This is a genomic window from Chthonobacter rhizosphaerae (genome assembly GCF_013839525.1).
Classification (GTDB): Bacteria; Pseudomonadota; Alphaproteobacteria; order Rhizobiales; family Pleomorphomonadaceae; genus Chthonobacter; species Chthonobacter rhizosphaerae.
Map to the genome: position 1 here is coordinate 251,595 of NZ_JACDIS010000007.1, position 23,144 is coordinate 274,738.

Below are 23,144 nucleotides of genomic sequence, written 5' to 3' on the forward strand. Positions count from 1 at the left end.
CTCGGGCGCGGACGGCTCGAGAAAAGCCGCCCGGGATCGCTCCCGGGCGGCGGCACGTCGGTTACTGCGGCCCGTTGACGTCGCGCCCTCTTCGATGGGGCGCGTGCGGCGGTCAGCTGCGCGGAGCGGTCCAGCCCTTGTACTCGTTCACGTTGTCGCGGGTCACGAGCGTGGACGGCAGCAGGGTGACGGTCTCGGCGGGCTTCTCGCCGTTCAGCAGCTTGGCGCCGATCTCGGTCGCGAGCTGCGCCATGGCGTAGGGATCCTGGCTCGCCGAGGCGTGGATCATCGGCGAGTTCGGGTCCTTCAGCGACGCCTCGATGTCCGGCGCGCCGTCCACCGCGGTGATGATGATGTTGTTGCGGCCGAGCTGCTTGGCGGCGAGGTCGGTGCCGATCGCCTGCGGGTCGTTGATGGCGAAGATCGCGTCCACTTCCGGGAAGCGGGTCAGGTGGCCCTGCGCCACCGCGAGGCCGCCGTCGCGCGAGCCCTTGCCGTCCTGGTCGTCGGACAGGATCTCGATGCCCTCGGCCTTCTCGAACACGCTCTTGCAGCCGGTCACCCGGTCGATCACGGCCGACACCTGCGGGCCGTTCTGGATGATCACCTTGCCCTTGCCGCCCAGCTTGTCCACGATGTACTGGCAGGCGATCTCGCCCGCCTGGACGTTGTTCGTGGTCACGGTGGCGTCGGCGCCCTTGGCGGCGGTATCCACGGCCACGACGACGATGCCGGCGGCCTGGGCGCGCTTGATCGCGGGCTCGATGGCGTTCGGGTCACCCGGGTTGAGGAGGATGAGATCGACGCCCGCGGCGATGAAGTTGTCGATCTGGGTGAACTGCTTGTTGAGATCGTAGTCGTAGCCGACCGTCAGCACTTCCACGTTCGGGTTGATCTCCTTGGCCTTGGCGGTCGCGCCGTCGGCGAGGGCCACGAAGAACGGGTTGCCCATGGAGCCGAGCGAGATGCCGATCTTGTTCAGGTCCTTGGCGGCGGCGGCGCCGGTCATCGCCAGGGCGGCGACGGCGGCGAGAAGAATGGTCTTGGACTTCATGATTGTGTGACTCCTCCTGGGGTTGGTTTCCGCCGGTTCCTTGATGTCACTCCCTGACCGGCGGTTCCTTGCATGCCGGCGTCCGCTCCTCGCATCGCGAGGGTCGCGGCCGCCGGTTTCTCCCGGGGCAGGCCACCGGGGAGGCGTTTGCCGACGCCTTCCCGGGCGGCCACCCGAGTGGTTCGGTCCGGATGCCGGGCCCCGACGGCCCGGTTCCGTCCCGCGGGCGAGGGCTCCTGCGGCCCGTCGCCCGTGTTCCTCCGCCGGCCCGTCAGGTGCGGGCCGACCCCTTGGTCCTGTAGCGGTCGAGCGCCACGGCGCCGATGATCACCAGGCCCTTGATGATGTACTGCCAGATGTCGCTGACGCCGGTCAGGATCAGGCCGTTGGTCAGCACCGCGATGATGAGGGCGCCGACGAGCGTGCCCCAGATCGACCCGATGCCGCCCACGAAGGACGTGCCGCCGAGGATCACCGCCGCGATGGCGTCGAGCTCGTAGGACTGGCCGAGCTGCAGGCCGTTGGCCGCGTAGAGGCGCGCCGCGCTCATCACGCCGCCGAGGCCGGCCATCAGGCCGGAGAAGCCGTAGACGAACAGCAGCACCGCCCAGACCTTGATGCCCGACAGGCGCGCCGCGTCCGGGTTGCCGCCGACCGCGTAGATGTGCACGCCGAGCACCGTCCGCCGCAGGATGAACCACGACACGAGGATGGTCGCGAAGGCGATCACCACGAGCCACGGCACGCCGAACAGGGTGCCGTTGCCGATGAAGGCGAACGGCAGGTTGGAGTTGAACACCGTGGTGTCGTCTCCGAGGAGGCGGGCGACGCCGCGCACCGCCGTCAGTGCGCCCAGCGTCACGATGAAGGGTGGTAGCTTCACGAAGGCGATCAGCGCGCCGTTCACGAGGCCGAACACGAGGCCGATGCCGAGCGCGATCGGAATGCCCAACATGCCGGCTTCCGGGATGAGCGAGCCGATCACCGCCCCCATGGCCGCCGCCGCCAGGATGGAGCCGACCGACAGGTCGATGCCGCCGGTCAGGATCACCATGGTCATGCCGGCCGCGAGCACGATGTTGATGGCGGCCTGCTGGGCCACGATCGAGAGGTTCTGGCCCGACATGAACCGTCCGGTCATGCTCTCGAACGCGATCGCCAGGATGATCAGCACCGGCAGCATGCCGACGGTGCGGATGATGGTCTGGATTCTCATCTTCCGGGCGGCGGCGGCGCGGTCGGCCGCGGCGGTGCCGGAAGCGGTGGTGGTCTGGTCGGCCATCAGGCGAACTCCATGGGCTCCCCGGGGCGCCCGCATCCCTGCCGGGCTGCGCGGGCGGCGGGAACGGGAACGGTCAGTGGACGGTCGCGCCCGGCGCCGTGGAGGCGCCGGTCGCGTAGGCGATGATGGTTTCCTGGGTCACCGGCACCCCGGTGGCGCCGCCGACCTCGCCGGCGATGTGTCCCTCGCGCATGACAAGGACGCGGTCCGCGATCCCGACCACCTCGGGGAGTTCCGACGAGATCACGATCACGCCGACGCCCGATTTCGCGAGGTCGTCGATGATCCGGTAGATTTCCGACTTGGCGCCGATGTCGACGCCGCGGGTCGGCTCGTCGAGGATCAGGACCTTGGGCCTCGTTTCCAGGAGGCGGGAGAGCAGCACTTTCTGCTGGTTGCCGCCCGAGAGCGACCCCACCTCCACCTGCGGCCCGGCCACCCGGATCGACAGCGACCTGATGCCCTCCGCCGCGCGACGGCGCGCCATGCCCCGGTCCAGGATGCCGAACAGCTTGGCGTCCCGGCCGATCACGCCGAGGTTGATGTTGTCGGCGACCGACATGTCGAGGAAGAGGCCCTGACCCTTCCGGTCCTCGGTCAGGTAGACGAGGCCCGCGTCGATGGCGTCCTGGGGCTTCTTCGGCGAGATCGGATTGCCGAGCAGCGTGATGGTGCCGCTGGTGCGCTGCTCCGCGCCATAGATCAGCCGGGCGAGCTCGGTCCGGCCGGAGCCGACCAGGCCGGCGATGCCCAGCACCTCGCCCTGGTGCAGTTCGAACGAGCAGGGCTTCACCCGCCCGCCGTCGCCGACGCCTTCCACCTTCAGGATCACCGGCCCGCGGCTGCCGTGGGCGTCGTGGTCCTTCTTGTAGAACTTGGAGAGGTCGCGCCCGACCATCATCTTGACGAGGGCGTCCGCGTTCAGCTGCTCCCGCGTCAGGGTGCCCACGTAGGACCCGTCGCGCAGCACCGAGCAGCGGTCCGACAGCTCGTACACCTCCGCCATCCGGTGGGAGATGTAGATGATGGCGAGGCCTTCCTGGCGCAGCTGGCGGATCAGGTCGAACAGCTTGTCCGTCTCGCGGCTGGAGAGCGCGGTAGTCGGCTCGTCCATCACCAGGATGCGGGCGTCCGCGTGGATGGCGCGGGCGATCTCCACCAGTTGGCGCTCGGCGATGGAGAGGTCCTGCACCAGGGTCGAGGGGCCGAAGGTGGCGCCGAGCCGCTGCAGCACGCCGCGGCAGCCCTCGCGCATGGCCCGGCGATCCACCTGGGCGCCGGATTTGGCCTCGCGGCCGAGATAGATGTTCTCCGCCACGCTGAGGTTCGGGGCGAGCGCCAGCTCCTGGTAGATCACCGCCACGCCCAGCTGCTTGGCCGAAAGCGGCCCGTCGATGGTCACCGGGCGGCCTTCGACGCGGATCTCGCCGCCAGGGTCGGCCGTGTAGGCGCCGGAGAGGATCTTCATCAGGGTGGACTTGCCGGCCCCGTTCTCCCCCATCAGCGCGTGCACCTCGCCCGGATAGACCGTGAGGTCGACGCCCGCGAGGGCCCGAACGCCCGGAAACGTCTTGGAGATGCCGCGCATCTCCAGGATGGGAGCCTTATTCGGCTGCATGGTGGGTCTCCCGGATGGACCCGGCGGCGCCCGTCAGAATCGAGGACCGCGGGGAGAAGTTGAAGAAGAGCGGCAGCGTCGCCGCGCCGAGCGCGCCGGCCTCCGGCCCGAACGAGCCGCGGAAGAAGAGCGGGCGGCGCACGCTCTCCGGGCTCGCTGCCTCGAGCGCCCGGTCGAGGTCGTCGATCAGTTCGTTCAGGAGCCCGCCGTCCACGTCCGCATCGATGACGATGTGCGGCATGTCGATCAGCGAGACGACCGACAGGAAGGCCGGCACCAGGGCCGCCACGCAGTCGTCGATCCACTCGCTCACCGCCTTCGGGCGCGGCCGGCGCGCCAGCACCTCGGACACCTCGGCGAGGCTTTCCGCCTCGATGCCGTGCCAGGTGAGATGGCGCTTCAGGGCCGTCAGCGACGCCCGGGTGAGAAGCACGTCGAAGGGCCGCGTCGGCGCCGGCGCCGACGGAAGCCTGGAGCCCGGCACCGGCATCATGGCGATGTCGCCGGCGTTGCCCGTCACCCCGTGGACGCAGTCGCCGGCCATCACCAGACCGCCGCCGATGGCGCCGCCCATGAACACGTAGAGAAAGTCGTCGATCTGCCGGCCCTTGCCGTAGAAGAGCTCCGCGATGGCGGCGGCATTGCCGTCGTTCTCGGCGAACACCGTGAGGCCGGTCGCCCGGCCGAGCGCCTCCGCGAAGTCGAAGTCGTCCCAGAGCTTGAACGAGGACGACGGCAGTTCCAGCTCCCGCAGCCAGCTGCCGAGGTTGAACGGCTGGGCGACGCCGATCCCGGCGAGCCGAACGCGCTCGGCGGGCGGCACTTCGGCGAGCAGGCTTTCCACGTCCCGCGTCACCAGGTCGACCGCCACGTCCGGCGCCGGCAGCACCATGTCGTGGCCGCGTCGGGCCAGGATCCGTCCGCCGAAGTCCACCCGCACCACCTCGATGCCCACCCGGTCCAGGCGCACGCCGATCGCGAACGCGCCGGCCGGATCCAGCGTCAGCATGGTGGCCGGCTGGCCCCGCTGCCCTTCCCGCTTCTTGCCGATGTCCCGGACGAGGCCGAGCGCCTCCAGATCGCGGATGATGCCGCCGACGGAATTGTTCGTGAGGCCGGCCGCCCGGGCGAGATCCGCCTTCGACGCCTCGCCGAGGCGGCGAAGGGCCTGCAGCACGATACGCTCGTTGAAATGGCGAAGCTGGGCCGAGTTCGACCCCTGCCCCGTCCGCGACATGCGAACCGGTACCACGCGCTCCTCCCAGAGCCACCCGCAGCCTGAAGCTCAGGCACCCACCTTTATTAATTCATTGTGAGTTATTAAAGCGTCGGATGGACGGGCCGTCAAGGGCACTCGTGCGGGTTCCGGCATCTTTTGCAGTGCAGCGGAAAACCGCCTGTCTGGGAGCCTCGTCGCGACTTACCGTCGCGGCCCCGGTCGAGTCCTGACCATACGCTCTTCCGGCCTGGGCGCAACAGCCGATGCGTGCGGAGCGCAGAAATTCCCGCACGTCTGCCTAAACCGAAGGCAGGCGGGAGGTTGCGCCGGTCAGGTCTTCCAGAGCCAGGCGGCGCCGCGAACGCCGGAACTGTCCCCGTGCCGCGCCTTGCGGATCGGGGTCTCCACCTGGTCGGAGAACACGTAGGGGGCGATCAGACCCGGCAGGTCGGAATAGAGTTCGTCCACGTTCGACATGCCGCCGCCGAGCACGAACACGTCCGGATCGAGGATGTCGATCAGGAGCGCCAGCGAACGCGCCAGCCGGTCCGCGTAGATTTCGTATGTGGCGCGCGCGACCGGATCGCCCGCGCGCATCATGGCGACGATCTCCGCCCCGGACGGGCGCGTGCCCGCGCGGCGCTCGTACTCGTCCTGGAAGCCCGTGCCGGAGCAGTACATGTCCAGGCACCCGCGCCGCCCGCACCAGCATGTCGAGCCGGGTATCTCGTCGGGCTTCGGCCAGGGCAGCGTGTAGTGTCCGATCTCGCCGCCGAGGCCCTGGAAGCCGTCATGCGGCCGGCCGTCGATGGCGATGCCCGAGCCGTGGCCGGTGCCGATGATGATGCCGTGCACCACCCGCGCCCCCGCGCCTGCGCCGTCCACAGCCTCCGAGATGGCGAAGCAGTTGGCGTCGTTGGACAGGCGCACCGGCCGCCCCAGGGCGGCCTCCAGGTCGCGGCCGAGGGGCCGGCCGTTCAGCCACCAGGAGTTGGCGTTGCGCACGAGGCCGGTCTTCGGGTTCGGGCTGCCCGGGATGCCGATGCCGACCGAGCCGCTGAGCCCGGTCTGCGCCTCGGCGAAGGCGACCAGGTCGCGCACGGCCAGGATCGACCCCTCGTAGTCCTCGCGCGGCGTGGCGATGCGCCGGCGCACCCGCTCCGTTCCGTCCGCGTCGAGCCCGATGATCTCGATCTTGGTGCCGCCCCAGTCGATGCCGATCAGCATGAAGCCCTGCCCTGCCCTGTCGTTCGCCCCTGACCGAGAGCGCCTTCCGACCTGGCGGAATCGTCAGGTCGACAAGAAATCGGCCCAGATTCAATAAGCTGGAGCATTCTCTCGGCGAACAGGTCGTGCAACTTGAACGGAGATTGCTCTAGCAGACCGGTCCCGCCCTGTCATGGCGGCCGGCGGAAGGCGTCAGACGTAGGTGATCGGCGGCTCGCTCTCGCCGCGCGGGGGCCGAGGCGGCATCAGCACAAGGAGCGCCTTCGGATCCACCTGAAGGTGGAAGGGCGGCGGCAGCCGGTTGAGCTCGCCGTCCACGGAGACACGAAGGTTCGGACGCCGGCTGGCGATGGAGACGCGCCGCACCGCGTTCACCTCCAGCCGCGAGTTCGACCGCCAGCGTCCGAGCGCCGCCTGGAGCGCGGCGAGCAGGAAGTCGAGCCGCCCGCGCGCCGGCAGGAGCACCAGGTCGAGATCGCCCTGGGTGAGGTCCTCCGCGTGCGGGAAGTCGCCGAACCCTTCCCGGAACGACCCAACCGTCACGGCCACCTGGTAGTAGCGCGAGCGCGGCCGGGTGAAGTCGCCGCTGAAGGCGAGCGACATCTGCTTCAGCGAACGCACGGTCCGCAGCCAGACCCTCAGGGACGCCATCATCTTGCCGATGCGCGACCCGTAGGGCATCGCCTCCCGCACCTCGATGAACTGCGGGTGGAAGCCCAGGCTGACATGGTGGAGGAAGATGGAGCGCCGCCCGCTCTCGTCGGTCAGGACGCCCACGTCCACCGGCAGCACCTCGCATTCGGCGAGCGTCGCCAGGGCGTCGTCGAATCCGATCGGGATCTGGATGGAGCGGGCGAACAGGTTGAACGTTCCGAGCGGGATCACCCCCATGGCCTTGCCGGTGCCGACGAAGATCTCGCCGGCGCTGGAGATGGACCCGTCGCCGCCGCCGACGATCACCGTGTCCACGTCCGGCCGTTCCGCGTGCCGCTTCAGGGTGCGGCTCCACAGCTTCGGCTCGACGAACTCGATGTCGACGAGCGACCCGATCGGCGTGACGGCCTCGCGGATCCGCTGGATCAGCTCGGTCCGGTCCGAGGCGCGGGCCGCGCCCGCCTTGGCGTTGACCACCACGACCACCCGGCCCACGGGCCGCGTCGCGTCGCGGGATGGAGCGTCCTGCAGCCTGCTCATGACCCACCGGCCCTCGTCAGAACGGGGCGATGCGCCCCTTGGATGGACACACGCGCCCCGATCGGATCCGGGCTCGGCAGATTGGCGCCCGTGGTCAAGACGTCTTCCCCGGGCGTCCGTCGTCAGGCGCCCGTCGTCGCCCGGCTGTCGTCAGGCGTACGTGGCCTGGCGCGTGTCGCCGGCGGTGTCGCGGAAGAAGAGCGCCTGGCTCACCACCGCCTTCACCATGTCCTGGCGGAACGGCTTGGTGATGAGGAAGGCGGGCTCCGGCCGCTCGCCGGTCAGAAGACGCTCCGGATAGGCGGTGATGAAGACCACCGGCACGGACAGGCCGGGCAGGATCTCGTTCACCGCGTCGAGCCCGGAGGAGCCGTCCGCTAGCTGGATGTCGGCGAGGATCAGGCCCGGGCGCTTGCTCTCGGCCATCTCCACCGCCTCCTTGTGGGTGCGGGCGTTGCCGACGACCGTGTGGCCGAGGCTTTCCACCAGCATCTCCAGGTCCATGGCGATGATCGGCTCGTCCTCGATGATGAGGACGTCGGTGGCGACCTGGCCGGCGATCTCGCGCCCGGCGGCATCGATGAGGCTTGTCAATTCGGTTTCCTCGACATCCAGCACGAGAGCGGCTTCTGCGGAGGAGAATCCCTCCACCGTGGTCAGCAGGAACGCCTGCCGGGGCCTTGGCGTCAGGGCTTCCACGGCGCGCATGCCGGTGCCGGGTTGCTCATGGGGATCTTCGCCGTTGACCGCGACGGAGTTCCAGATCTGCGAGAAGACGCGGTAAAGCGCCACGCGGGCCGGGAGCGAGCGGTCGAACGAGTCCGGCGAGGCCACGAGCGCCTCCAGGACGGCGACGACATAGGCGTCGCCGCTGGTCTGGGTTCCGTTCAGGGCCCGGGCGTACCGGCGAAGATAGGGAAGGTGCGGCGCGATGGTCTCGGACAGCGACATGCTATCTGCGGCTCCTCGTCTTTTCGACGTTATGATCTGTCGGCGCGATCGAGGAGGATCCGTGGACCCTGTCCGCCCATCCCCCCCGAGGCCGGCCGAAGCGTCGCCCGCGGGCGATTTCGGCCAACATCGTAACGCCGACTCGGCCGTCCGGTTCCGAAGATACGCATACCTGGAGCTATTTTTTCGGATCGCTTCGAAACTCCGGAACCAGGATCGTCCTGCGGCGTTCAAAGCTCGAGTTTCCATGGGACCTGAGACGAGCGGAGCCGCACCCGCCGCGACGAAGACCACCGCGAAGGACACCACTCTTGACCCGCGACAAGATGAACAAGGACCTGCCTGAACGGGCCCTGACTGGATCGCAGCCTGACCGGGACGGCCGGCCCATGTCGCCGGACCTCCAGGCGCATATCGGCCTGCGCCTGAAGGCATTCTACGACAGCGTTCTCTCCGAGCCCATCCCGGACCGTTTCGCGCAGCTGCTCGACCGCCTGGACTCCGCCGAGGCGACCGGGGCCGCGGCCGGCCAGAAGGCGGCCGGCGCCGCCGGTTCGGCGGCCGGCGACGATGCGCCCGCCGACCAGCTGAACACGATCGGATCGGACGCACGCCCATGACCGAAAGCGATGAGGCCAAGGGGGGTAAGCGGGCGCTCCGGGACGAGCTGCTCGCCGCGATCCCGCCCCTGCGGGCCTTCGCGGTGTCGCTGACCGCGGATGCCGACCGGGCCGACGATCTCGTGCAGGAAACGCTCGTGAAGGCGTGGTCGAACCTCGACAGCTTCACGCCGGGCACGAACATGCGCGCGTGGCTGTTCACCATCCTTCGCAACACCTTCTATTCCAACCATCGCAAGCAGCGGCGCGAGGTCCAGGACGTGGAGGGCGAGCACGCGGCGCGCCTTGCCACCCACCCGAGCCAGAACGGCCACATGGACCTCGCCGACTTTCGCGAGGCGCTCGGGCGTCTGCCCGACGACCAGCGCGAGGCGCTGATCCTGATCGGCGCGAGCGGCTTCTCCTACGAGGAGGCGGCCGAGATCTGCGGCTGCGCGGTCGGCACGGTGAAGAGCCGCGTCAACCGGGCCCGCAACAAGCTTGCCGAGATCATGGCCATCCCGTCGGCCGAAGTGTTCGGTCCCGACGAGGCGACGCAGGCCGTGATGGGCGACTCGCTCGTGGCCGTCCGGTCGGGGACCTGACCGGATCGCTTCCGCCATTGGCGCGCGCCGGGACGGACCGACATCCCGCCCGGCGCTCCGCGGCCCCGCCTTGTCCGACGTCCGGGTCGCCGCGAGCCACCATCTTTCCGTCCGCCGGTCCGCCGGCCTTCTGAAGAAAACGAGGTCGCGTCGGGCTGGAGCCGTGAAGTGGGTCTGAAGGTGTGCGGACTGGTCGAACGGAGCGTGGCGTGACCGTCACGGGCGGGCTTCCTCTCGGGGTGCGGATCGGCTTGCTGCTGGTCGCGGCCGTGCTTCCGCTCGCCACCCTGGGCGCCGTCTACGGCTGGACCGCGGGCGAGACCGCCCGCGAGGCGGAGATGCGCGCCCGCTACGAGACCGCGCGCGTGGTCGCCGGCCTCGTGGAGTCGGTCACCGAAGGCGCGGCCCGGGCGACCGACGTGACGCTCGCCACCGAAGGCATCGGATCCGACCCCACCCGCTGCACCCTCAACCTGACCCGGCTGATGACGCTGGTGACCAAGATCGCCGACGCGTCGGTTCTCAACGGGTCCGAGCGGGTCTGCGGCCTCGTCCGCGCGGCCAACGGCCTTGTGCCGATCACCGGCGGCGTGCCGGTCGTGGAGGCCCGGTCCGACGCGGTCGTCGCCATCGGGGCCTCGGGCCAGCCCGCCATCCGCATCGTCCGAACGCGCCACGCCGGTCCCGGCCCGCTCGCGGTCGTCCACGTGGCGCTCGATCCGATCTGGGAGCGCGTCACCACCTCGATCGCCGGCTTGGGACGAGGCCGGGTCTTCCTCCTCACCGAGGCCGGCGGCGTCATCGCCGACCCGGAGGGCGTCGTGCAAGCGTCCGAGATCTCCGCCATTCTCGCCGCCGTGCACGGCGTCAGTTCCGGCGCCCTTCCCGTCGTGCAGGTGAACGCGCCCGGCGCCGGCTACGTCGCCATCGCCCGCGTCGCGTCCACGAACGTGCGCGTCGCCGTGACGAGCGACGCGAGCGCGGTCAACCAGCCCCTCCCCGTCCGTCTCGCCCTCGTGGCGGGCGTCCCGTTCCTGTTCCTGGTCGCGGCCGTGGCGATCGCCTGGTTCGGCGTCGACCGGCTGGTCAACCGCTGGGTCCGCAAGCTCGGCCGGGTCACGCGCCACTATGGCGAGGGCGCCCTCTCCGTGCGCGTCGGCTCCATGGACAAGGCGCCGGAGGAGTTCCGGGCCTTCGGCGAAAGCTTCGACACCATGGCGGCCCGCATCGAGGCGCGGTCGGCCGACCTGGAGCGGGCGCTCGCCGAGAAGAACCACTTCGTCCGCGAGCTTCATCACCGGGTGAAGAACAATTTCCAGATGATCGCAAGTCTCCTCACCCTGCAGCGCCGCGAGGCGGAGCCGGCCACCGAGGCCGCCATCCGGGAGGCGCATGACCGGGTGCAGGCGCTTGCCGCCGCCTATCGGGCGTCGTACGCCGACGGGGAGACCGGACAGGTGCCCATCGCCACCCTGATGGTCGACCTCATCGAGCGCCTGCGCGAAAGCGCCGACCTCACCTCCCGGTCCGTCACCATCGAGGATCTCGGCGAGGGCATGTCGCTGCACCTGGATCGGGCCATCCCGTTCGCCCTCCTGATGACCGAACTGCTCGTCCCGGTGTTCGACCGCGCCCGCACCACCGACGACACGGTGCGCATCTCCACCGTCTGGGTCGATCCGGAGCGGACCCGCATTCTCGCCTGCATCGTCACCGGCCATGAGGACGCGACCGCCACGCGCCCCCTCGCCGACCGGCTCGCCCGCGCCTACGCGGCCCAGCTCGGCGCCGAGGTCCGCCGCGAGGGTCACGCCATCGAGGTCAGCCTGGAGCCCTGAGCGCGACGGCTCGCGCGCCCGCGCCCGCCCGCCAGGCTCCCGGCCTTTTCTCCCAGGAATGGAAAAGCCGGCTCGGGGTGACCCGGCCGGCTTTTCACTTCAGCGATCGAAGATCAGCGTCGTTGTTCGACGCCCGTCAGACGGCGGGCGGACGACGACCCGACACGAGGCCGTAGATCAGAGAGATCACGAACAGGACGATCGCGACGAAGAAGATCAGCTTGGCGATACCGACTGCAGTACCGGCGATTCCACCGAAACCAAGAGCGGCCGCGATCAGCGCGATGATCAGGAAAGTGAGTGCCCAGCCCAGCATAGTCATCCCTCCGTTTCAGACTTCGATCGACGAGTACACCAGCAGTCGTCGATCTCATGTTCTTTCAACTGAGGCAGCGAGGATCCGGTTCCGAGGTCCGAAACGAAAACTGGGGAAGAATGACTCTCGCTTAACGTGAGAATGCGAAGGGCATGACCGCTCGGCCGAGTCGTCACCGGGCGATCGCGAAGATCCGATCCACGTTCACATGCTGCTCCAGAGTATCCGCCACGGCATCGAGCGCCGTTTCGACGGCGGCGTCGTAGTCGAGCGACGATCCGGCGCCGATCCGCCCGAGCCAGGCCGCCCGCTGCGCGTCGGATCCGAACAGGCCGTGGAGGTAGGTGCCGACCACCGCGCCGCTGGGCGACACGGCGCCGTCGAGCCGCGCTCCGCCCGCGTCCGTGATCTCGGCGAAAGGCCGTCGGGTCCCGGCGCCGTCGGTCCTGCCCACGTGCATCTCGTAGCCGTCGAGCGCCGCTCCGTCGGCGAGGCTGCGGCCCGTCACCCGGGTCAGCGCCTTCACCGGCGTCAGCACCGTCTCCACGTCGAGAAGGCCGAGGCCCTCCACCGAGCCCGGCGGTCCCTCGATCCCGTCCGGGTCGCCGATGCGCCGGCCGAGCATCTGGTAGCCGCCGCAGACGCCGAGCACCCGGCCGCCCCTGCGCACGTGCGCCGCGAGGTCCACGTCCCACCCCTCGGCCCGGAAGGCCGCGAGGTCGGCGATCGTCGCCTTCGACCCCGGCAGGATCACCAGGTCGGCCACCGGGATCGGCTGGCCCCGCCGCACGAACACGAGGTCCACGGACGGCTCCAGGGCCAGCGCGTCGAAATCGTCGAAGTTTGAGATCAGCGGCGTCACCGGCACCGCGATCGTCACTCGGCCGGCCCCCGCCGTTCCCCGCGCCCGGTCCAGCGCCACCGCGTCCTCTGCCGGCAGCGATGCCGCCGCCGGCATGTGCGGCACGAGGCCGAGGGCCTCCCAGCCAGTCGCCTCGGCGACGAACCGCATGCCGTCGTCGAAGAGGCGCGGGTCGCCCCGGAAGCGGTTGACGATGAAGCCGTGGATCATGGCCGCGTCCGCCGGGTCGATCACCGCCTTGGTGCCGACGAGGCTCGCGATCACGCCGCCTCGATCGATGTCGCCTAGGAGGACCACCGGCACGTCCGCCGCCCGGGCGAAGCCCATGTTGGCGATGTCGTTGGCCCGGAGGTTCACCTCCGACGCGCTTCCCGCCCCTTCCACGATCACGAGGTCGGCGTCCGATTTCAGACGCGCGAAGCTCTCCAGCACCGCCGCCTTCAGCGAGGCCTTCAGCGTCTGGTAGTCCGCCGCCTTCGTGGTGCCCACCCGGCGGCCGTGCACGATCACCTGGGCGCCGATCTCGCTCTGCGGCTTCAGGAGCACCGGGTTCAGGTGCACGGTGAGCGGCACCCGGGCCGCCCGCGCCTGCAGCGCCTGCGCCCGTCCGATCTCTCCGCCGTCCTCCGTCACGGCCGCGTTGTTGGACATGTTCTGCGGCTTGAACGGCATGACCCGCAGCCCGCGCCGGACCGCGAGCCGGCACAGCCCCGCCACCGTCAGCGACTTGCCGACGTCCGAGCCCGTGCCCTGGATCATCACCGCCCGGCCGGTCATTTCACCGACACCGGCAGCCCGGCCACCACCAGCGTCACCTGCGCGGCGATCGCGGCCATGTCCTGGTTGAGGCGGCCCTGCGCGTCCCGGAATCGCCGGGCGAGCGCGTTGTCGGGCACGATGCCGAACCCCACCTCGTTGGAAACCAGGACGAGCGGGGCCGTCACCCGCCGGACCGCCGCCACGAGCTCCTCGCAGTCGGCCTCCAGGTCCGCGTCGGCGAGGAGCCGGTTGGAGAGCCAGAGCGTCAGGCAGTCGACCAGGATCGGCTGGTCGCCCGCGCCCATGTCGTCCAGCACGGCGGCGAGGTCGTGGGGCGCGTCCACCGTCACCCAGCCGGAGCCCCGGTCCAGCCGGTGGCGCTCGATCCGCGCCTCCATCTCCGGATCGAAGGCTTCGGCGGTGGCGATATAGACCCAAGGGTCGCGCCCGGCGGCGCGGATGGCGTTCTCGGCGAACCGGCTCTTGCCGGACCGCGCGCCGCCGAGGACGAGGTGGGGATAGAAGGCTGTCATGGCCGCCGTCATAGCATCATGGCCGCGCGACCGCATGGGGCCACGCGTCGGGGAGCGCGACTTTCGGCGACGCTCCTCCCGTCGAGCCGATGGTCACTTCGACCGGAGACCGTCGATCGCCTGGATCCGCTGCTCCGCGTCCGGCCAGATCCGCTCGGTCACGGCCGCGAGCACCGCTTCCGACAGGGCCAGCATGGCGGTGAGCGAGTCCCAGCGCGATGGTACCGCCACCCGCGCCGACAGCACGTGCCGGGCGTGGCGGGCGATCGGCGAAAGCCACTGGTCCGTCATCAGCACCACCGTGGCGCCCCGCCCGGCCGCCACACCGGCGAGCCGGGCGAGATCGTCCTGGTAGCGACGGATGTCGAACATCACCACCACGTCGCTGCGGCCATAGTCCACCGCCTGGTCGCGCCAGTTGCCCGGCTGGCCGGAGATGTGGCCGACCCCCGGCCGCACCACCCGCAGGTGCGCCGTCATGTGGGCCGCCAGCACGTCGGTGAAGCGACCGCCGATCAGGTGCACCGGCCGCCGCCGGTCGGCGAGCAGCGTCACCACCGCGTCGAACTCCGCCGCCGGCACGTGCCGAAAAGTCTCCCGTATGTTGTCCACCAGCCCGTCCCGGAACGCCGCCAGCGGACCGCCGATCCCCGCCTCCCCGCTACCGTAGGCCTTCTTGGCGAGCGGGCTCTGGCCCTGCTTGTCCAGCTCCTCGCGCAAGGCCCGCTGGAAGTCCGGATAGCTCTGGAACCCCAGCCGCGAGACGAACCGCAGCACCGTCGGCGCGCTTACGTCCGCCCGCTTGGCGAACTCCGCCGTCGTTTCCAAACCGGCGACCGGGTAGTTGGCGAGAAGCACGTGGGCGGCCTTGCGCTCGGTCGGCGTGAAGCGGTGGAGGTCGTCCCGGATCCGTTCCGCGATCGTCAGGTCGCCCGTGCCGCTGCCGTCCATGCGCCCTCCCGCCGGGGTCTGCTCAAGCCATGGCCGAAAGCCTGCCAGTTCCTTCGCCAGATTGCACGAAAATCTGTAACCCTCGTTACAGGAATTGACTCGCGGCAACAGGGTGACCAGGATGTTACACGCCGGCGCGGAGGAGGATTTGCCGCGGCTACCCTGGGAGACGACGGTGGGTGAGTCATCCGACCCCTTCGTGATCGAGAACGAGGCCGGCCGCGGCCCGTATCTGATCGTCGTCGACCACGCCAGCAACCATCTGCCCGCCCCGTGGAGCGACCTCGGCGTTGGTCCCGACGCCATGGAGACGCACATCGCCTGGGATCCCGGCGCCCTCGGCGTCGCCCGGCGCATGGCCGAGACGCTGGACGCCCCCCTATTCCGGGCGACCGTGTCGCGCCTGGTGCTCGACCTCAACCGCCCGCTGTCCTCCGCCACGCTGATCCCGGAGGTGAGCGAGACCACCGCCATCCCGGGCAACCGGACCCTTTCCGCCGACGACCGCGCCGCGCGCGTCGCCGCGGTCTACGAGCCGTACCATTCCGCCCTGGAGGCGCTCCTGGAGCGGCACACCGCCGCCTGCGCCGCCAGGGGCGCGGCGGACGTCGCCGTGGTCGCCGTCCACACCTTCACGCCCGTCTACAAGGGCGTCCCCCGGCCCATGCACGTGGGCATCCTCCACGGCCGCGACACCCGCCTCGCCGCCCCCATGCTGGCGGCGCTCGGGGCCGAGCCCGGCATCGTGGCCGCCGCCAACGAGCCCTACGGACCGGCGGACGAAGTCTACTGGACGCTCGACAGGCACGCGGTCTCGCGCGGCCTGCCGAACGTCATGATCGAAATCCGCAACGACGAAGTGCGGACCGAAGACGCCCAGGCACGCTGGGCGGACATGCTCGTCGGCGCCATGACCCGGAAACCGGGCGCTGCCGACGATTGACGCAGGGGCACGCCGATCGGTCGATCCGGCGTGGAAGAAAGACCTCCGGCCGCGCGCCGGACTTCAGAGACGGGGACGCTGAGACATGTCGACAGGTTCTCAAGGCTACACGGAACAGGACCGGAAGCAGGACGTCCATCACCTGCACTCCATGGGATACGCCCAGGAATTGGAACGGCGCATGAGCGCCTTCTCCAACTTCGCCATTTCCTTCTCGATCATCTGCATCCTGTCCGGCGGCATCAACTCGCTCGGACAGGCCACCGCCGGCGCGGGCGGCGCCGCCATCGGGCTCGGATGGCCGCTCGGCTGCCTGATCTCGGGCATCTTCGCGCTCGGGCTCGCCCAGATCTCGTCCGCCTACCCGACGGCGGGCGGCCTCTACCACTGGGGATCCATCCTCGGCAACCGCTTCACCGGCTGGCTCGCCGCGTGGCTGAACCTCCTCGGCCTCGTCACCGTGCTCGGCGCCATCAACGTCGGCACCTTCTACTTCTTCCTCGGCGCCCTCGGCAGCTACATCGGCCTAGAGGACACCCTGTTCGACCGGGTCCTCTTCGTCGCCGTGATCACCGGCCTGCAGGCGCTCATCAACCACTTCGGCATCGGCCTCACCGCCAAGCTGACCGACTTCTCCGGCTACCTGATCTTCGCCACCGCCATCGCGCTGACGCTGGTCTGCCTCGGGGCGGCCGACAACTGGGAGGTCTCGCGCCTCTTCACCTTCGCCAACTACACCGGCACCGAAGGCGCCTCGGGCGTCTGGCCGGTGGCCGTATCGGGCACCATGGCCTTCCTGCTCGGCCTTCTCCTGCCGATCTACACGATCACCGGCTACGACGCCTCGGCGCACACCTCCGAGGAGACCATGAAGGCAGCCGTCTCGGTGCCCAAGGGCATGGTGTCGTCAGTCATCTGGTCGGCGGTCTTCGGCTACGTGATGCTCTGCTCGTTCGTGCTCATGATCCCGAACATGGACGAAGCGGCCAAGCAGGGCTGGAACGTGTTCTTCTGGGCCATGGACGCCCAGGTGAACCCGGTCATCAAGGAAATCCTCTACGTGGCGATCTTCGTCTCCCAGTTCCTGTGCGGCCTCGCCACCGTCACCTCCTGCTCGCGCATGATCTTCGCCTTCTCCCGCGACAAGGGCCTGCCCGCGTCGTCGGCGCTCGCCAAGGTCAGCCCGAAGCACCGCACGCCGGTGGCGGCGATATGGACCGGCGCCGCCCTTTCTGTCCTCTTCGTCTGGTTCACCTCCGCCATCACCATCGCGGGCACGCCGGCCTATTCGATCGTCGTCTCGTGCACGGTGATCTTCCTGTTCCTCTCCTTCGCCTTGCCGATCGCCCTCGGGCTCGTCACCATCGGCAGCCCGAAATGGCCGGTGATGGGGCCGTGGAACATGGGTATCGGAACCTACAAGGTGGTCGCGGTCCTGGCGATCGTCGCCATGGCGCTGATCTTCTACATCGGCATCCAGCCGCCGAACGACTGGGCGCTGCCGATCACCGTGGGCTTCCTGGTGATCACCGCCGTGGTCTGGTTCGGCTTCGAGACGCGCCGCTTCCAGGGCCCGCCGCTCGGCGACATGATCGCCAAGCGCCAGAAGGAGATCCTGGAGGCCGAGAGGGCCGTCGGCGAGATCCACTGACCGCCCGTATCTGACCGAAGACGGAAGGCCGCCCGCCCGGCGGCCTTCCCGACCACCCGACGAAGAAGACGCAGAGAGGAACGCTGATCACCATGCCCGGCAATCTGACGCTCGAAACCCTCAAGGCCGAGGTCGCGGCCGGCACCATCGACACCGTGAACGTCGCCTTCGTGGACATGCAGGGCCGCCTGATGGGCAAGCGCTTCCACGCGGAGCACTTTCTGGACAGCCACGACGAGACCCATGCCTGCAACTACCTCCTGACGGTCGACATCGACATGGAGCCGGTGCCGGGCTACGCGGCGGCGAGCTGGGAGAAGGGTTACGGCGACTTCGTGCTGAAGCCCGACTTCGCCACCCTGCGGCGGACGCCCTGGCTGCCCGGCACGGCGCTCATCCTCTGCGACGTGCAGGACCACCATCACCACGACCTGCCGCATTCCCCGCGCGGGCTCCTGAAGAAGCAGATCGCCCGCCTGGAGGAGAGGGGCTGGAGCGCCTACTTCGCGTCCGAGCTGGAGTTCTACCTGTTCGACGAGACCTACGCGTCCGCGAACGCCAAGAGCTACCGTCAGCTGAAGACCTTCACGCCCTACATCGAGGACTACGGCATCCTGCCGACCACGATGGAGGAGCCGTTCATGCGGGAGATCCGCAACCAGCTCTCCCGCGCGGGCATCAAGGTGGAGAATTCCAAGGGCGAGTGGGGTCCGGGCCAGGAGGAGATCAACGTCCGCTACGCCGACGCCCTCACCATGGCGGACGAGCACGCCATCATGAAGACCGGCATCAAGGAGATCGCCCACCTCCAGGGTAAGGCCGTCACCTTCATGGCCAAATACGCCTACGACCTCGCCGGCTCGTCCTGCCACGTGCACCAGTCGCTCTGGTCGAAGGATGGCCCGCTCTTCCTCGACAAGGACGCCGAGCACGGCATGTCCACGCTCATGCGCCACTACCTCGCCGGCCTCCTCCACCACGCCCGCGAGATCACCTGGTTCCTCGCCCCCTACATCAACAGCTACAAGCGCTTCCAGGTCGGCACCTTCGCCCCCACGAAGGCCGTGTGGAGCGGCGACAACCGCACCGCCGGCTTCCGCGTGGTGGGAGAAGGCTCCAAGGCGATCCGCGCCGAATGCCGCGTCGGCGGCGCCGACCTCAACCCCCACCTCGCCTACGCCGCCATGCTGGCCGCCGGCCTTTCCGGCATCGAGAACGAGATGGAGCTGGAGCCCGCCTTCGTCGGCGACGCCTACGGCGGCAAGGGCATCCGCGAGATCCCCAAGACGCTCCGCGAGGCGATCGGGACGCTGAAGGGCTCGGAAATGCTCCGCAAGGCCTTCGGCGACGAGGTCGTCGAGCACTACGTGCACACCGCCGAATGGGAGCAATTCGAATACGACCGCCGCATCACCGACTGGGAGCTCAAGCGTGGGTTCGAGCGCTATTGAGGGCGGTCCGGATTGGGCGCATATCCTTCGGATGCAGGAAGGTTCGGCCCACGGGAGGAGTGAGCCATGGGCAAGGTGGATCTCAAGTCGTTTCTGGAGGCCTCCCCGACGGAGCGGGTCACCCTCTCGTTCCGTCAGATCGAGATGCTGAGCGGAGAGGCGCTTCCGGACTCCTTGAGAGTGGCGAACGGCTGGGTCGATCCCCAGCCCGACGCGGAAGGCATTCATCGCGACCTGTCCGAGGCCGGCTTCGTCCCCGCTGACGTCGACCCGACCGCTCTGCGCGTCGTCCTGCACCGGTCCGGGCCGACCCACGCGGCGAATCTCGAGGCGGCCGGCGTCGAGCCCACGTCCGACGAGCACGGCCGCAAGCGCCGTCGCCACCCCGCGTTCGGAGCGCTGAAGGGCTTGATCTCGGTGGCGCCCGGCTACGACCTGACGCAGCCCACCATCGAGTCCGACTGGCTGGAAGAGACGTACGGTGGCTGACGGACTCCTCGTCGATACCTGCGCGGCGATCTGGATCCTGGAGGATGCGGAGCTTTCGTCCTTTGCCATCACGGCGATGGACGACGCCTTCGATCTCGGGCGACCCGTGTTCGTGTCCACCATCACGGCCTGGGAACTCGGGATGCTGGCAAGCCGCAACCGTCTAAGCCTCGGCGCCGAGCCCCACGACCTGTTCGGCCTTCTCCTCTCGCGCGCCGGCTTCAAGGAACAGCCGCTCCGCGCGGACGTCGCTATCGCGTCGTCCTACCTGCCCGGCGATCCGCCGCGAGACCCCTTCGATCGCATCATCATCGCCACCGCCCGCGCACACGACCTCACCATCCTCACCCGCGACCGCCTGACCCTGTCCTATGCGGACGCCGGGCACGTGTCGGCCCTCGCCTGCTGAACCATGACGAGCCCATCATGACAGATACCCTGAAGCTCATCTCTCCCGTGGACGGCTCCCTCTACGCGGAGCGTCCGCTCGCCACCGAAGCCGAGGTGGCCGGCCTCTTCTCCGCCGCTCGCGACGCCCAGAAGGCCTGGGCCGCCCTGCCCCTCGACGAGCGCATCGACTACTGCCTGAAGGCGCTCGACGCGCTCCTCGCCATGCGCCAGGAGATCGCCGAGGAGCTCACCTGGCAGATGGGCCGGCCGATCCGCTACACCCCGTTCGAGCTCAACGGCGTCGAGCAGCGCACCCGCCACATGGCGAAGATCGCGGCCGAAAGCCTCGCGCCCCTCGACTCCGGGCTTGAGAACGGCACGTCGGGCGCCCATCGGAAGATCACCCGCGAGCCGCTCGGCGTCGTCTTCGTCCTCGCCCCGTGGAACTACCCCTTCCTGACCACGGTCAATTCCGTGATGCCCGCCCTCATGGCCGGCAACACGGTGGTGCTGAAGCATTCCGACCAGACCCTTCTCGTCGCCGAGCGCTTCCAGAAGGCGTTCGATCAGGCCGGCCTGCCGAAGGGCGTGTTCCAGCACGTCGTCCTCTCCCACGAACAGTCGGGCCGGGTGATCGCGTCCCGTCTCGTCGACATGGTCGCCTTCACCGGCTCGGTGGCGGGCGGCGAGGCCATGGAGCGGGCGGCCGTCGGTAGGTTCCTGCCCATCAACCTGGAGCTCGGCGGCAAGGACCCCGCCTACATCCGGCCGGACGCCAGGATGCAGTTCGCCATCGAGAACGTCGCCGACGGCGCCTTCTTCAACTCCGGCCAGTGCTGCTGCGGCGTGGAGCGCGTCTATGTGCACGAGAAGGTCTACGACGAGTTCGTCGAGGGCCTCGTGGCGTTCGCCAAGGGCTACGTGCTCGGCAACCCCACCGACCCGGCCGTCACCCTCGGCCCGCTCGCCCGCGCCCGGCAGGCCTCGTTCGTGCGCGACCAGATCGCCCGCGCGGTCCGCGCCGGAGCCAAGGCGCATCTCGACCCGAAAAGCTTCGCGGCCGACGCGGAGGGCACCCCCTATCTGGCGCCGCAGATCCTCACGGACGTGAACCACCAGATGGACTTCATGACCGAGGAGACCTTCGGCCCGGCCGTCGGCATCATGAAGGTGCGCGACGACGAGGAGGCCATCCAGCTCATGAACGACAGCCGCTACGGCCTCACCGCCTCGCTCTGGACCGAGGATCTGGACGCCGCCGAGGCGATCGGTGCCCGGATCGAGACCGGCACCGTCTTCGTCAACCGCTGCGACTACCTCGACCCCGCCCTCACCTGGACCGGCGTCAAGGACACCGGCCGCGGCGCCGCCCTCTCGCCCCTCGGCTTCCACGGCCTCACCCGCCCGAAGAGCTGGTACGTCCGCAAGGCGCCGGTGTGAGAAGGGGGCTCCTCTCGATCAAGGGTGGTGCTCCACCCGCCCTGCCTTCCCTCCTAAGGCGGAGGGTTCCTTGCCCGAAACAGTCGTCGGGCGTGAACCGCCATCATCCCGACGGCTGAGGCCCGACCCTCGGAAATCCGCCTGACCCGCCGCCCGGCCCCCTCTCCCCTTGTGGGGGAGGGTTGGGGTGGGGGGTGCCGGCGCCGACATCCCAACCAGAGTCACGACCCAATGACCACCCGCGCCAACTGGAACTACCCCACCGCCGTCCGCTTCGGCGCCGGCCGCATTCGGGAACTCGCCGACGCCTGCAAGGCGACCGGCATCGCCCGCCCGCTCTTCGTCACCGATCCCGGACTCGTCGACCTGCCCATGACCCAGGCGGCCGTGGAGTCCCTGAAGGAGGCCGGCCTCGCCGTCACGGTCTTCTCCGAGGTGAAGAGCAACCCGGTGGAGAGCAACGTCTACGCCGGCATCGACCGCCTGCGCCTCGGCAAGTGCGACGGCGTCGTGTGCTTCGGCGGTGGCTCGGCGCTCGACGTCGGCAAGGTCATCGCCTTCATGGCCGGCCAGACCCGGCCCATGTGGGACTTCGAGGACATCGGCGACTGGTGGACCCGCGCCGACCCGGCCGGCATCGCGCCGAACATCTGCGTCTCCACCACCGCCGGCACCGGTTCGGAGGTCGGCCGCGCGGGCGTCATCACCCACGAGGCGACCCACACCAAGAAGGTCATCTTCCACCCGAAGATGATGCCCTCGGTCACCATCCTGGATCCGGAGCTCACCGTCGGCCTGCCGGCGAAGATCACCGCCTGGACCGGCATGGACGCCCTCGCCCACTGCATCGAGGCCTATTGCGCCCCCGGCTTCCACCCGATGGCCGACGGCATCGCCCTGGAAGGCATGCGCCTCGTCAAGGACAATCTCCCGCGCGCCGTGTCGACGCCCGACGACATCGACGCCCGCGGCGCCATGCTGACGGCCGCCGCCATGGGGGCCACCGCCTTCCAGAAGGGCCTCGGCGGCATCCACGCGCTCTCCCACCCGGTCGGCGCGCTCTACGACACCCACCACGGCCTCACCAACGCGGTGTTCATGCCCTACGTGCTGAACTTCAATCGCCCCGCCGTGGAGGAAAGCCTCGCCCGCGCCGCCGCCTATCTCGGCCTGGAGCGCTCGTTCGACGCCTTCGTCGCCTGGATCCTCGACCTTCGCCGGGAGATCGGCATCCCGCACACCCTCGCCGGCCTCGACGTGGACGACGCCCGCCTGGACGAGATCGCCGCCATGGCGGTGGTCGACCCCACCGCCGGCGGCAACCCGGTCCCCCTCGACGAGACCGCCGCCAAGGCGATCTTCCGCTCGGCCCTGTGAGCATGATCCGGGTGGCGGGTCAGGTTCCGCCGCCCGCCCGACCGGAGTGGAAGCCAGGTCGCCTCTTGCTGTATGCTTGAGCCATGAGCAAGACCGACGTCATGGAGCGCCTGAGACAGGACCAGCGGGATCTTCGGTCCCGCGGGGTGGTGAGTGCCGCCCTGTTCGGCTCGGTGGCCCGCGGCGACGCCGGGCCGGAAAGCGACATTGACATCGTGGTCCGCCTCGATGAAAGACGCGTGCCGAAGGGCCTCGGCTTTTTCGGCTTCCTGGACGACCTTCAGCAAGACCTCGGCCGGATGCTCGGCCGGAGCGTGGATGTCATCCCAGAGCCGCGACCCGGCTCGCGCCTGGAACGGGAGATCGCGAAGGACCGCTCCGTTGTCTTCTAGCCG

The 23,144-nt window shown here is 69.4% G+C and carries 22 protein-coding genes; 11 read left to right on the forward strand and 11 right to left on the reverse strand.

What is annotated here, in order from left to right; genetic code table 11:
• Window positions 1-112: 112 nt before the first annotated feature.
• The 7 genes from HND91_RS14860 to HND91_RS14890 form a co-directional block, all read right to left on the reverse strand.
• Window positions 113-1,054: an ABC transporter substrate-binding protein gene (locus tag HND91_RS14860; protein ID WP_181707373.1), complete on the reverse strand. Its 942-nt coding sequence runs from the start codon at window positions 1,052-1,054 to the stop codon at window positions 113-115.
• A 271-nt stretch (window positions 1,055-1,325) separates the two neighbouring features.
• On the reverse strand, window positions 1,326-2,336 hold the full coding sequence (locus tag HND91_RS14865) for an ABC transporter permease subunit (RefSeq protein WP_181707374.1): 1,011 nt from the start codon (window positions 2,334-2,336) through the stop codon (window positions 1,326-1,328).
• Window positions 2,337-2,409: 73 nt separating this feature from the next.
• Complete coding sequence (locus HND91_RS14870) at window positions 2,410-3,954, reverse strand: sugar ABC transporter ATP-binding protein (protein WP_181707375.1); 1,545 nt, start codon at window positions 3,952-3,954, stop codon at window positions 2,410-2,412.
• The gene (locus HND91_RS14875; protein WP_343057347.1) at window positions 3,941-5,131 is read right to left on the reverse strand and encodes an ROK family transcriptional regulator; all 1,191 of its coding nucleotides are present in this window, start codon (window positions 5,129-5,131) and stop codon (window positions 3,941-3,943) included. Before HND91_RS14875 ends, HND91_RS14870 begins: the two co-directional genes overlap by 14 nt.
• A 372-nt stretch (window positions 5,132-5,503) precedes the next feature.
• Window positions 5,504-6,400, reverse strand: a complete 897-nt coding sequence (locus tag HND91_RS14880) for an ROK family protein (RefSeq protein ID WP_181707376.1) — start codon at window positions 6,398-6,400, stop codon at window positions 5,504-5,506.
• 192 nt (window positions 6,401-6,592) lie between these two features.
• On the reverse strand, window positions 6,593-7,594 hold the full coding sequence (locus HND91_RS14885) for a diacylglycerol/lipid kinase family protein (protein WP_181707377.1): 1,002 nt from the start codon (window positions 7,592-7,594) through the stop codon (window positions 6,593-6,595).
• A gap of 150 nt (window positions 7,595-7,744) precedes the next feature.
• The gene (locus HND91_RS14890; protein WP_181707378.1) at window positions 7,745-8,545 is read right to left on the reverse strand and encodes a response regulator; all 801 of its coding nucleotides are present in this window, start codon (window positions 8,543-8,545) and stop codon (window positions 7,745-7,747) included.
• A 311-nt stretch (window positions 8,546-8,856) separates the two neighbouring features.
• On the opposite strand from HND91_RS14890, the gene HND91_RS14895 reads away from it, so the two are divergent.
• The 3 genes from HND91_RS14895 to HND91_RS23235 all read left to right on the forward strand — a co-directional run bounded on the left by HND91_RS14895 (window position 8,857) and on the right by HND91_RS23235 (window position 11,587).
• A complete protein-coding gene (locus HND91_RS14895; RefSeq protein ID WP_181707379.1) occupies window positions 8,857-9,165 on the forward strand; it encodes a NepR family anti-sigma factor in 309 nt (102 codons plus the stop codon).
• Window positions 9,162-9,749 (forward strand): sigma-70 family RNA polymerase sigma factor, encoded by a 588-nt coding sequence (locus tag HND91_RS14900; protein ID WP_181707380.1) that lies wholly within the window; start codon window positions 9,162-9,164, stop codon window positions 9,747-9,749. The genes HND91_RS14895 and HND91_RS14900 overlap by 4 nt, the downstream gene beginning before the upstream one ends.
• Before the next feature lie 209 nt (window positions 9,750-9,958).
• Window positions 9,959-11,587: a histidine kinase dimerization/phosphoacceptor domain -containing protein gene (locus HND91_RS23235; RefSeq protein WP_181707381.1), complete on the forward strand. Its 1,629-nt coding sequence runs from the start codon at window positions 9,959-9,961 to the stop codon at window positions 11,585-11,587.
• 136 nt (window positions 11,588-11,723) lie between these two features.
• Here HND91_RS23235 and HND91_RS14910 read toward each other — a convergent pair whose 3' ends face one another.
• From HND91_RS14910 to HND91_RS14925, 4 genes are all read right to left on the reverse strand, one after another.
• Window positions 11,724-11,903, reverse strand: coding sequence for a DUF1328 domain-containing protein (locus HND91_RS14910; protein ID WP_181707382.1), 180 nt, complete (start codon window positions 11,901-11,903; stop codon window positions 11,724-11,726).
• 172 nt (window positions 11,904-12,075) lie between these two features.
• Window positions 12,076-13,542, reverse strand: coding sequence for a cobyric acid synthase (locus HND91_RS14915; protein ID WP_181707383.1), 1,467 nt, complete (start codon window positions 13,540-13,542; stop codon window positions 12,076-12,078).
• Window positions 13,539-14,057, reverse strand: coding sequence for a bifunctional adenosylcobinamide kinase/adenosylcobinamide-phosphate guanylyltransferase (cobU, locus tag HND91_RS14920; protein ID WP_181707384.1), 519 nt, complete (start codon window positions 14,055-14,057; stop codon window positions 13,539-13,541). Before cobU ends, HND91_RS14915 begins: the two co-directional genes overlap by 4 nt.
• A gap of 93 nt (window positions 14,058-14,150) precedes the next feature.
• Window positions 14,151-15,008, reverse strand: a complete 858-nt coding sequence (locus HND91_RS14925) for a MurR/RpiR family transcriptional regulator (RefSeq protein ID WP_181707385.1) — start codon at window positions 15,006-15,008, stop codon at window positions 14,151-14,153.
• 175 nt (window positions 15,009-15,183) lie between these two features.
• Between HND91_RS14925 and HND91_RS14930 the strand changes: the two genes are divergently transcribed.
• From HND91_RS14930 to HND91_RS14965, 8 genes are all read left to right on the forward strand, one after another.
• A complete protein-coding gene (locus HND91_RS14930) occupies window positions 15,184-15,951 on the forward strand; it encodes an N-formylglutamate amidohydrolase (RefSeq protein WP_343057348.1) in 768 nt (255 codons plus the stop codon).
• 85 nt (window positions 15,952-16,036) lie between these two features.
• Entirely contained in the window at window positions 16,037-17,602 is a 1,566-nt protein-coding gene (locus HND91_RS14935; protein ID WP_181707387.1) for an amino acid permease, read from the forward strand.
• A 92-nt stretch (window positions 17,603-17,694) separates the two neighbouring features.
• Window positions 17,695-19,053 carry a glutamine synthetase family protein gene (locus tag HND91_RS14940; RefSeq protein ID WP_210272718.1) on the forward strand — a complete coding sequence of 453 codons (1,359 nt, stop codon included), beginning with the start codon at window positions 17,695-17,697 and terminating at the stop codon, window positions 19,051-19,053.
• Between the two features lie 66 nt (window positions 19,054-19,119).
• Entirely contained in the window at window positions 19,120-19,542 is a 423-nt protein-coding gene (locus HND91_RS14945) for a hypothetical protein (RefSeq protein WP_181707388.1), read from the forward strand.
• Window positions 19,535-19,951 carry a PIN domain-containing protein gene (locus tag HND91_RS14950; RefSeq protein ID WP_181707389.1) on the forward strand — a complete coding sequence of 139 codons (417 nt, stop codon included), beginning with the start codon at window positions 19,535-19,537 and terminating at the stop codon, window positions 19,949-19,951. The genes HND91_RS14945 and HND91_RS14950 overlap by 8 nt, the downstream gene beginning before the upstream one ends.
• A 17-nt stretch (window positions 19,952-19,968) precedes the next feature.
• The gene (locus HND91_RS14955; RefSeq protein WP_181707390.1) at window positions 19,969-21,372 is read left to right on the forward strand and encodes an aldehyde dehydrogenase family protein; all 1,404 of its coding nucleotides are present in this window, start codon (window positions 19,969-19,971) and stop codon (window positions 21,370-21,372) included.
• Between the two features lie 231 nt (window positions 21,373-21,603).
• Window positions 21,604-22,749 (forward strand): iron-containing alcohol dehydrogenase, encoded by a 1,146-nt coding sequence (locus HND91_RS14960; protein ID WP_181707391.1) that lies wholly within the window; start codon window positions 21,604-21,606, stop codon window positions 22,747-22,749.
• Window positions 22,750-22,832: 83 nt separating this feature from the next.
• Window positions 22,833-23,141 carry a nucleotidyltransferase family protein gene (locus HND91_RS14965; RefSeq protein ID WP_181707392.1) on the forward strand — a complete coding sequence of 103 codons (309 nt, stop codon included), beginning with the start codon at window positions 22,833-22,835 and terminating at the stop codon, window positions 23,139-23,141.
• Window positions 23,142-23,144: the final 3 nt, after the last annotated feature.